Raw genomic sequence first — 9,408 nt, forward strand, 5'->3', positions numbered from 1 at the left:
AAGCTGGCTACATCAATCCCCCTCACTGTACCTCATCCTTCAGGGAACCGCTATAGGCGCTTGGATAAGTTGCAAGAGAAATTTAAGGAAGTATCTGTTCCTGTTCAAATTCTAAAGACAGACAACAGAGCAACTGTTGCAATTGTATTTGAGCGAATAAATAGATTAGGTGTGGCGCTGGACACTCTCCAACTACTATCAGCTTGGACGTGGAATGAGGATTTTGATCTGTTAGAGAGCTTTAAAGAACTGAAGGATGATCTTGAAGAGTTTGGGTTTTCCGAAGTTGGAGAAGATTCTGACCTTATTTTAAGATGCGCCGCAGCTATTCTGAGGAAGGAACCAACTCCTGATAGATTGTTAGAACTGAATGGGCAACAGGTTCGTTCAGCATTCCCAAGGGTAAGAAATGGGATTTTAGGTGCTATTGATTTTATGAGAACGCAGCTAAAAATCGCATCCCTCAAGAATCTTCCATACTCAGCATTAATTATTCCTTTGGCCGTTTTCTTTGCAGAACCAGATGGAAAAGAAGTATCTTACAATTCAAAAATCTATGACAAATTAACAAAATGGTTTTGGAGATCTTGCTTTACAGGTAGATACAGTAGTCAGACTAGAAAAACTACTATAGGTGATATAAACGAGGTCTTTAAACTTAAAAATGGTGAAATTAGCGAACTAGGTGAGTTCCCTTGCGAGGTTAATGAGAATTTTTTCGGAAGTAATCAGTTTAGTTTCAAAAATGCAAATACCAAAACTTTCATTCTGCTTCTTGCTAACAATAATCCAAAATCTTTTTTGTCTGGTTCTCTAGTTGATTTAGATAAAGTTTTACAAAAATATAATAAAACAGAATTTCATCACGTCTATCCAAAAGCATACTTAAAAGATATGTGTCTATCTGAAAGCAGTGTTAATTGTTTGGCTAATCTTTGCTTTCTAAGTGCTTCGGAAAATAAAAAAATTGGGCGCAAGAAGCCATCAGAATATGTTCAGTTAATGCCTAGCGGAGATTTATTAAGCGAAATTTTGAGTAATGCTTTTTGTCCTTTAGATACATTTAATGATGATTTCGAAGGCTTTCTGAGTCAACGCTCAAAATTGCTCACAGCTTTTGCCAAGAAATTGATTCAAAATCCATAGATCTGTTGATTTCTTTATCGGTAGAAACCCGTTCCAGAAAACTATGCATCAAGCGCGCGATCGCATTCGCCAAAGCATTCTTCCTACCACTTCAAACAAAACCACCCTACTAACGCTTTAGCAGGGTGGCAACTCAAACACACTAAATCACACTCAACCAATTTGATTAAGCGACTTCCTCCTGCGACTTCTTCTTCGACATGCCCACACGCGCTTTCGACATGGTATGCGCCACGTCACTCTTTCGAGCGCCACCTGCCATTACATATTGCTCGCTGTCCTTGCCATAAAACGCGCCCACACCCAACAGCATTCGCTCACTCAAATCCTTCAACACTTTCTCAGATTCATCAACTGCAAGAGCTAGTTGTTCAATCGAGGATAGGGTGCGATTGTAATCATCCAATTGGGTTTTGTGAGTTGCGATTAGCGCAAGCGCAACTCCGCAGGAACCGCGCTTAAATAAACGTCCAAGGTTAAGCCTTTGCCGAGATCCAAAGCAGGGTCGATAGATTGCAAGCTAACGGAGCGTTGTTGCGCTCTTTCAAGGGTTTGAGAATTGCGTTTTTGACGAGGCATCTGAGTATCCTGGTTGCGAATGTTATTGGCAATTTCACTCTACTGCGTTGCTTCTAGTAATACCCTGAGGGAATCTAAGAAACATGGCATGAAGTTTTAGTAAATCTGTCCTTAGTTAAGGCAGTATGCGGAGACTAGCGGGTGCAATTAACTTGCGCTACGGCATTACTAAGGAACGTTTACGCCATACCGACTTGCGCTACGGCATTACCGACTTGCGCTACGGCATTACTAAGGAATGCTTGCGTCATACCGACTTGCGCCATAGCATTCCTTAATTAACAAACAGTTGAAGTGATTGCAGCGAAGATTTGATCGGCGCAAACTCGAACCGTCGTCAACTATCACATCCATGAAACAGAGTTGGATAGAACTCGGTAACGACGCTGCAACGGCTGACATTTGAGGTCTAGAACACGATTACGGTTCCTGCGGAGTTGCGCTTGCGCTAATCGCATCAATAAAGCCCCCAATTGCAACCAACAAACGCTCAGAGAATCACCAGCCTCTGAAAAATTGCTCGATAAGATTAGAGAGTGATACCCCGATGATTGAGCTTGAACGAGAGGAATGGAACTTGAAAAACTGATTGAACAACGCCGCACGCTGCGAGTGATTGGATTTGATGATGCGCCCTTTGTTAGACGAACCCCTGATCCAGTTGCGATCGCAGGCGTCATCTGCGCCGGGACTCGGTTTGAGGGCATGGTTTGGGGAGAACTTCAAGCCGACGGATGGAACGCGACTGAAACAATTGTCAATCTGCTAATCAAGAGCAAATTTCTACCTCAACTCCATCTAGTGCTGCTCGATGGCATCTCCTTTGGAGGCTTCAATGTTGTCGATCTTCCAGCGCTCTCAGCTCAGTTACGTCTTCCCTGCATTAGCGTCATGCGCCGCTTGCCTAACTTAGTGAAGGTTGAATATGCGCTGCGTCGGTTGCCTCAGCCTGATCGACGGTGGGCAACCCTGAAGCAAGCGGGAGAGATTTATCAAACGCCGCCGTTTGTGTTTCAAGTCTGCGGCGCAACGCCTGCGATCGCAGCTCAAGCCTTAACTCGATTAACCGATCGCGGACATGTGCCAGAAGCACTACGACTAGCTCATCTCATCACATCAGCCGTGATCAAAGGAGAAAGCGGCAAGCAAGCGTAAATCGGTCGGCTGATCAACAGCCTCTAGATAATACGAGCGGATCTCTATTTGGAACGATCGGTCTGAGGGAGTTCGCTGGTGACGCTAACGTTTGAATCACGAGCATCCCCCGTCTTGTACACATAGTCAAAAGCAGATTGGTCATTCAGCAGGTGTGCCCGCAAAAACAATGCACTCCAACGCGCGATCGTTTCTGTTGCTTCGGCTTGGTTCAACGTGGGTCTAGTTGGATCGCGCGGGCTATCTTGATTGGTAATGCTGTAATGATTTGCTCCATTTACGACCATCAGCGCTTTGGGCGCATCCTGAATTTGCTTATAGGTTGCCTGCGTCTCATCCAAGTCAGACACTCCATCGCGGCTGCCTGCTACCAAGGCAGTGGGAATATTTTGGTTCCGAATCGACGGAAATTTTCCAGTGATGGCTGGCACGCGGAAATTGGTTCCATAAAAGATGCCCGCTTTTAACGCTTGCGGTCGGGCAAACTGACCTGTGCAAACCCCCGGAAAACAGATGTTTTGAATAGCTCCTAGTCCGGCATATCCACCCAGCGAATGTCCTAACAGCCCCAGCTTCGTTGTGTCTACCTTTCCAGCAAGGCGAGATTTAGCATTGGCGTTCTCAGAAACTAGCTGTCTCAGAACATCGTTGACTTGTTGTTGTTCAGCCGCTAATCCTGCGACGGATCGCCCATTCGGAGCGCTTACCGTTCTTTGGTGATTGGGAACCACCACAACGAATCCATAGCTTGCCACTCTGGAGGCAAACGTTGAATATGCCGATTTATCGACTAATGCTCCTTGCAGCAATAGCACAGCGGGAAATTGAACGGACTTTGAAGCATGAGCGGCAACCACAGGAAAGTAGACATCCGCTTGATCTAAAACGGGTGTAGCTCCTTTAGGAGGTGAGAAAGCAATGGTAATCGTGCCGCGATCGACTTGTTTGAATAGAGGTGACACACTGACTGCTGGTTGTGTTTGTTTTGCATGAATGGACTGTGCGACATCCGTTGCCGCCGTGAATTGCTTTTCGTTCAACACATTGCTTATCAGTAGACAAGCACAAGTCAAGGCGGTGTGAGCAAGCACTTTCACAATTTTCACTCCTCAAGACGCTCGGTTGCTTTACCAATGAATTTTACCGACTTATCCATTGAGTTTTTGTGAGGAATTCGGTACGGCAACAGATCTAACCCACTATCTTCGGTAGGAATGTTCGATCAAGACTGGTATTCTATTGGCAAAATGGCTCCAACTTGCTTGCAGCGTCTCGCTATGACTGAATCTACCTCTCCCAAATACTCGTTTGTGATTCCAATCTATAACGAGGAAGCCAATCTATTAGAGCTTTATCGTCAGGTGTGCGCCGTGATTGATCAGCTTGATGGCGAAGCGGAACTGATATTTGTCAATGATGGCAGCCGCGATCGCTCCCTTGCCCTGTTAAGGCAACTGCATCAGCAAGACCCCCGCATTTGTTACCTCAGCCTCGCTCGTAACTTTGGTCATCAAATCGCGGTGACTGCTGGACTCAACTTTGTGCGGGGTCAAGCCGTAGTGGTGATGGATGCCGATTTGCAAGATCCGCCCGAACTCGTCATCGAACTGATCGCCCAATGGCAGCAGGGATACGATGTGGTCTATGCTCAACGCAGCGCCCGCCACAAAGAAAGCTGGTTTAAGCGAATGACGGCCTTTGTGTTTTACCGCATTCTCAAACGCCTTGCAGATGTCGACATTCCCACCGATACAGGCGACTTTTGCTTGATGGATCGGCGGGTTGTCGATATTTTGAATGCGATGCCAGAGCGAAATCGCTACATTCGCGGACTGCGATCGTGGATTGGCTTTGCTCAAACTGCCGTTCCATTCGAGCGTAACCCCCGCTATGCCGGAGATGTAAAATATACGTTTAGCAAATCATGGTCGTTAGCACTTAACGGACTCGTTTCATTCTCACGAGTTCCATTACGCTTATCGACCTACGTTGGATTGCTGTCTGCGGCTCTCTCACTGTTGATGATGCTGCTGGTTCTATATTGGAGAATCTTTGTTCCGCACTCTGCCCTCGATGGACTCGCCGTGATCATCATGACAATCTTTTTCCTGGGTGCGGTTCAATTGATCAGCATTGGCATCTTAGGAGAATATATTGGGCGAATCTATGAAGAGGTGAAAGGGCGACCGCTCTACACGCTGGCTGAAGTCGCTGGATGCTTGCCAGAACCGTCAACCTCGCAGAGCGCACCGCCCGATCCGCAATCATTGCGCTTGAATGGGAACGACCGACTGCTGCGGCGAGGGTGAACGATCAAACAGCCGTCTCGGTGCAGCCTGCCGGAAGGCTCCGCAGTAGTGCATCGTCAGCACAGCTTTATACGCCCAATCATTAGGAGAGACATCGGTAAAGGGATTCGGCAGAGTTTCAGCCCGGTTTTGAGTACAGGCTTGATAGAGTTGCTCTGTTGTCGGCTGCTGTTGAGCCACTGGGCGAGTCGATGATTCTGTCGATGGTTCGACGGCATAGGCAGGCAGCGTGACGAGAAGCGCTAAGAGCGGAATAGATCGGTGCCACATCATGTCAAACGGAGTCCTATAAGAGTGGGTCTTATCGACATTCTAGCGATTCGCGCGTGCTAATTCCTGTGACCGGATTGACCCCGCTTGCGGTTTTGCAAAGCTGCACGACTTGATAGCGATCGAGGACCGCAAGACTAAAATCTGCACCCGTCACGTTGGCTCCAGTAAACACCGATCGCAACATCATTGCAGAAGTGAGAACGGCATCGCTTAGATCAGCGCCAGAAAGATCACTTAAGTAAGCAATTCCTTCGCCAAAGTTGACGCCGTGAAAGTTCACTTTGCGAAGATCAGACCCATTGAAGACGGCTCCCCGCAGGTCTGCTCCACTAAAGTTTGCCTCAGCTAGCCGAGCATTGCTAAATTCGGCGGAGATCAGTGTTTGACCCGAATAGTCTTTAGTAGTAGCGTCGGCATCATCGTATGCTCGGACCGCCGCTGAGCTTGCAGCCTGAGATGGAAGCGCCAAAAACGTCATGCCAATAGTGAGAGAAAGAAGGAGTCCGAACAAGGGGCGGAGCCAAGCTTCAAAGAATCGCAGTACACGCATATTCACCAGAATTGACCTATCCGAAAGACTTAACACTTCTTTAAGCTTATCAGGGCAGGCTCATCCTGAGCGATCGCGACCTTCGATATTTCCAGGTTTTGATCTTCACTTCCATTAAATCGCTCGAAATAGGGTGTCGAAAAACAACTTTTGTACAGAAACTACTACGCCATTATTGTCATTGTTTGCCAAATCAAAGTTCTGCTAAATCAAATTAATAGCTAAAACTAGGTTGTTTCTCAACATAAGCTCTTAGTTTTTAATGGTCTTCAAGACGAAGAGCGTGTTAATACGCAGAACTTTACTTATTAAATTACCAAGCCAACCAGAATTCAGTAGAACTCCGAGATCACCGACCTAGTAATCCTATGGCATCATACTCGTGCCTTTGAAAACTAAGTGAAAACCAGTAACTTACGGCTTAGTTAAAGAACGCTTCAGGGATACAGCTTAATACTTAGCCCCACTCAAGTTACTAGAGTCGTTTCTATTGAAAATTATTAGACATGGTTCAGCAGAGATGTTTTTATCTTTCATTCGCTGCGTTTCTTTTAGCCAACTTTCTATGGCTTGACACCGCTCAAGCTAAATCCAAAGTGGCTCAAGAATCGACTTTGCTGCCAACCATTTCTGAGGTAATCTTAGAAGATTCTTCTAACCTGAATTCATTAGAAAATGGTTTCAATAAAGTGGAAGAGAGCAGCTTGGCTCAAACCATTGCTCCAGAGCCAAGTAAAATTATTATTCCTACACCAAACGAGACTCCTTTTCCAGAACTAAATCCTCCCTCTAAAAGCCCCGAATCTAGTCCTCCGATACCAGAGGTGGAAAACCCCACTCCACCTCTGCATCCTGACAAACTAGTTCCTACAAAAGAAATTTTAGAAGCAGCAGTTCTAAACGCAATTAAGAATAGCTCAAGTCGTTATCCTTGGTTTGTTAATCCAACTGGAGATTTAACCGTTTCTCCAGGTTCATTTGATCCACTCAGGTATGAAAACTATACGAATCTAGATGCTAGATTTGGAGGTAATCAACCGATTGTTAAACAGTTTAACTTTGCTCATTTTCCAGAGGAAAAGCAATTCTATTGGATTTTGCCTGGTAATCGAATTGTTTTGGAAACACAAGGGTGGCAGGGTGGCATTTCCTATCAAGGTCGAGAAACGACAACTAAGATTGAACAGAGAATCAAGCTAACTCAATCATTGTGGGGAATGCAAGCCGTTTGGACTGTCCCTCAACCATTTAAAGATCTGACCGGGGAGGTGAATCTAAGCAACTTCTCAGTTCGATCGATTGCTGGAGAAATCAATAATCCGGAAGGAATTCCTGCTCCTTCAGTCGTGATTAACAATCCAACGAATTCAAATCTTTCTGACGCTTCTTCACTCATTCCTAAACCTCCAAGGTTAGGCACAGGTTCAACGCACAGTCCAAATGGCGGCACTTCATTATTTCAAAATTTAGATGCAGAAAATGCTCCTCTAATTTTGCAAGGTTTTCCAACGGTTAACCTGCAAGCTCTATTAGATGGAGAAGGTCTTTTCTACGGAGCAACCATTCCTGAGCGTTCTTTGAATGAAGCTGGAATTTCGTGGGGAAATCCTTTGACGGGTGAAGCGGCTCAATTCAAACCCACTATCACTTCAATTCCAGGGCTGAAAATTGGGCAGTTAGGCAAGTTCGATAATATTGATTTACTCAACATCCTGGTCAATTCTGATTTGAACGATGCAGAGCGAGATTCGTATTATCTCAATTCTCTATTTTGGGTTTCTTTGGGGCAAAGAGCGCCAAACATTTTACAAACTAGAACGAGTACTGAAAGCAGTAACTGGCATCGATTTTATGTCAACCGTTCGCACAATCGAACATTATTACACTATGATCCTATCCAAAGTAAAGCAACTTACTCAAATGTATTTGCAAACCCTGGTGCTTCGTTCTCGTTTTCTCTTGAACAGGGCGAAGTGAATGGCTTACAAACAGTTAACACAACGTTAAGCCTTCTGATGGGAGGAATTTTTGAATTAATCAATCCTCTTGAACTAGACCAAGGTTTGCAAGAAGCGCGATCGCGCTTCAAAAAACAAGAACCGTTTGCGCCCCTCGACACGAAATTGACCGCAGACCAACGCCGACAAATTAATCAACGGCTTAATCGCACGCTCTACTTTGCGAACCGCACTAGTGGGTTAGAGCAAATATCTGGAACAGTGACTTTTCCCAGTCCAATTACGCCGGAGCATTCCAGTGTTGTTCAAATTCGGGCTGGAAATTATCAACGTTTGGTTCGGTTCTATGACATTGATCGGGTTTTCGTGAATGGAGATACTTATTTCTCTAAGTTGCGCTTGTCTAACGATAAATTTGGTCCGTTGACCTTTATCGGAAACCCGATTCCGCGAAATGAAACCTCCGTGCGGTCTAGCAATCAACCCTCGAATCGCTCGGCGGCAGCACAAATCATCTTAGATAGCCCCGATGGAAGGCAATTTGTTGAAAACATTAGCTCCAGTGAGAACGCGGATGCATCGGATTTCACAGTGGTTCCCATTAATATCCGATCGTCGGATTTAGCCTTCGATCGCATTGAACTCTCACAAATTGGTCGAGGTAAAACTCGCGTCGATAGTTTTGATGGATATTTATTCTTGCCCACAGTAGAAGCGTTGTGGGCAGGGTCTTCGAGAAAATGGAACTACACCGTTAACTCAGGTATTTGGTTAAATTTACGTCCTGATGCAGCATTTAATGTTGCTAATAATAGCCTTGGTGATTCTGAATCGTCGTTGGGATTGTATGTAAATGCATTGATAAATCGAATTGATAGTCAGGTGCAGAAAGACGCAAATGGTACGCCTAAAGCTGTTATTAATCGTATTCCATCGATGCGACTATTCTGGAATAGCAATGCAAATTCTAGCAATCCGGCTTATGCAAATTTTAGCTATTCCTATTCCCGTGAGACCAAAGCGTTGAGCTACTCCGTCACACCCGGTTTCTATATTGCCAGTGATTATCATGGGTTAACGCCGCTTGCATTTGTCCAAGGGCGGCTCGAATTGCCGTTTGGCTTAGAGTTTAATACTTCTCTAGAACTCGGCAATAATTTTTTCGTCAGTTTAGAGGGCATCCAACGACTGAATTCTGCGTGGTCGGTTGGCGCTTATACTCAAAACTTTCAGGCGAATGAAAGCTTGACAAGCCGAGTTTCTGGCGCGTCTTATGGGCTAATCCTTAAGCATGACTTGCCCAATCGCGCTGCTTTCTGGTTGTCTCGCATTGGCATGAGCGGCGATCGCTTTGAGGTGCGCTTTGAAGGTGGAATGCGCTTCTAGGATCGTGGATTAAATAAGACCGGAAATCATCAGCCCTGTGGTTTAGCCGTGT

The 9,408-nt window shown here is 45.5% G+C and carries 10 protein-coding genes; 5 read left to right on the plus strand and 5 right to left on the minus strand.

Annotation, left to right across the window (positions count from 1 at the left end; translation table 11 throughout):
* On the plus strand, nt 1–1,146 hold a 1,146-nt coding region (locus AC5JLB_RS08795), incomplete at its 5' end, for a hypothetical protein (RefSeq protein WP_495873452.1).
* 166 nt (nt 1,147–1,312) lie between these two features.
* Here the strand turns inward: AC5JLB_RS08795 and AC5JLB_RS08800 are convergent.
* Both AC5JLB_RS08800 and AC5JLB_RS08805 read right to left on the minus strand, forming a co-directional pair.
* Nucleotides 1,313–1,552 (minus strand): hypothetical protein, encoded by a 240-nt coding sequence (locus AC5JLB_RS08800; protein WP_495873453.1) that lies wholly within the window; start codon nt 1,550–1,552, stop codon nt 1,313–1,315.
* 20 nt (nt 1,553–1,572) lie between these two features.
* Nucleotides 1,573–1,725: a hypothetical protein gene (locus AC5JLB_RS08805; RefSeq protein WP_495873454.1), complete on the minus strand. Its 153-nt coding sequence runs from the start codon at nt 1,723–1,725 to the stop codon at nt 1,573–1,575.
* 125 nt (nt 1,726–1,850) lie between these two features.
* Between AC5JLB_RS08805 and AC5JLB_RS08810 the strand changes: the two genes are divergently transcribed.
* Together AC5JLB_RS08810 and AC5JLB_RS08815 are read left to right on the plus strand one after the other, a co-directional pair.
* Nucleotides 1,851–2,003 (plus strand): hypothetical protein, encoded by a 153-nt coding sequence (locus AC5JLB_RS08810; RefSeq protein ID WP_495873455.1) that lies wholly within the window; start codon nt 1,851–1,853, stop codon nt 2,001–2,003.
* 292 nt (nt 2,004–2,295) lie between these two features.
* Entirely contained in the window at nt 2,296–2,880 is a 585-nt protein-coding gene (locus AC5JLB_RS08815; RefSeq protein ID WP_495873456.1) for an endonuclease dU, read from the plus strand.
* A gap of 44 nt (nt 2,881–2,924) precedes the next feature.
* On the opposite strand, the gene AC5JLB_RS08820 is transcribed toward AC5JLB_RS08815, so the two are convergent.
* Nucleotides 2,925–3,977 carry an alpha/beta hydrolase family protein gene (locus tag AC5JLB_RS08820; RefSeq protein ID WP_495873457.1) on the minus strand — a complete coding sequence of 351 codons (1,053 nt, stop codon included), beginning with the start codon at nt 3,975–3,977 and terminating at the stop codon, nt 2,925–2,927.
* Nucleotides 3,978–4,157: 180 nt separating this feature from the next.
* Here AC5JLB_RS08820 and AC5JLB_RS08825 point away from each other — a divergent pair, with 180 nt between their 5' ends.
* A complete protein-coding gene (locus AC5JLB_RS08825) occupies nt 4,158–5,189 on the plus strand; it encodes a glycosyltransferase family 2 protein (protein WP_495873458.1) in 1,032 nt (343 codons plus the stop codon).
* On the opposite strand, the gene AC5JLB_RS08830 is transcribed toward AC5JLB_RS08825, so the two are convergent.
* The gene (locus AC5JLB_RS08830) at nt 5,145–5,462 is read right to left on the minus strand and encodes a hypothetical protein (protein WP_495873459.1); all 318 of its coding nucleotides are present in this window, start codon (nt 5,460–5,462) and stop codon (nt 5,145–5,147) included. The two genes, AC5JLB_RS08825 and AC5JLB_RS08830, sit on opposite strands and share 45 nt — an antisense overlap.
* A 28-nt stretch (nt 5,463–5,490) precedes the next feature.
* Complete coding sequence (locus tag AC5JLB_RS08835) at nt 5,491–6,012, minus strand: pentapeptide repeat-containing protein (RefSeq protein WP_495873460.1); 522 nt, start codon at nt 6,010–6,012, stop codon at nt 5,491–5,493.
* Nucleotides 6,013–6,518: 506 nt separating this feature from the next.
* Here AC5JLB_RS08835 and AC5JLB_RS08840 point away from each other — a divergent pair.
* Nucleotides 6,519–9,356: a hypothetical protein gene (locus AC5JLB_RS08840; RefSeq protein ID WP_495873461.1), complete on the plus strand. Its 2,838-nt coding sequence runs from the start codon at nt 6,519–6,521 to the stop codon at nt 9,354–9,356.
* Nucleotides 9,357–9,408: the final 52 nt, after the last annotated feature.

The sequence above is a fragment of the Myxacorys chilensis genome (assembly GCF_059505265.1).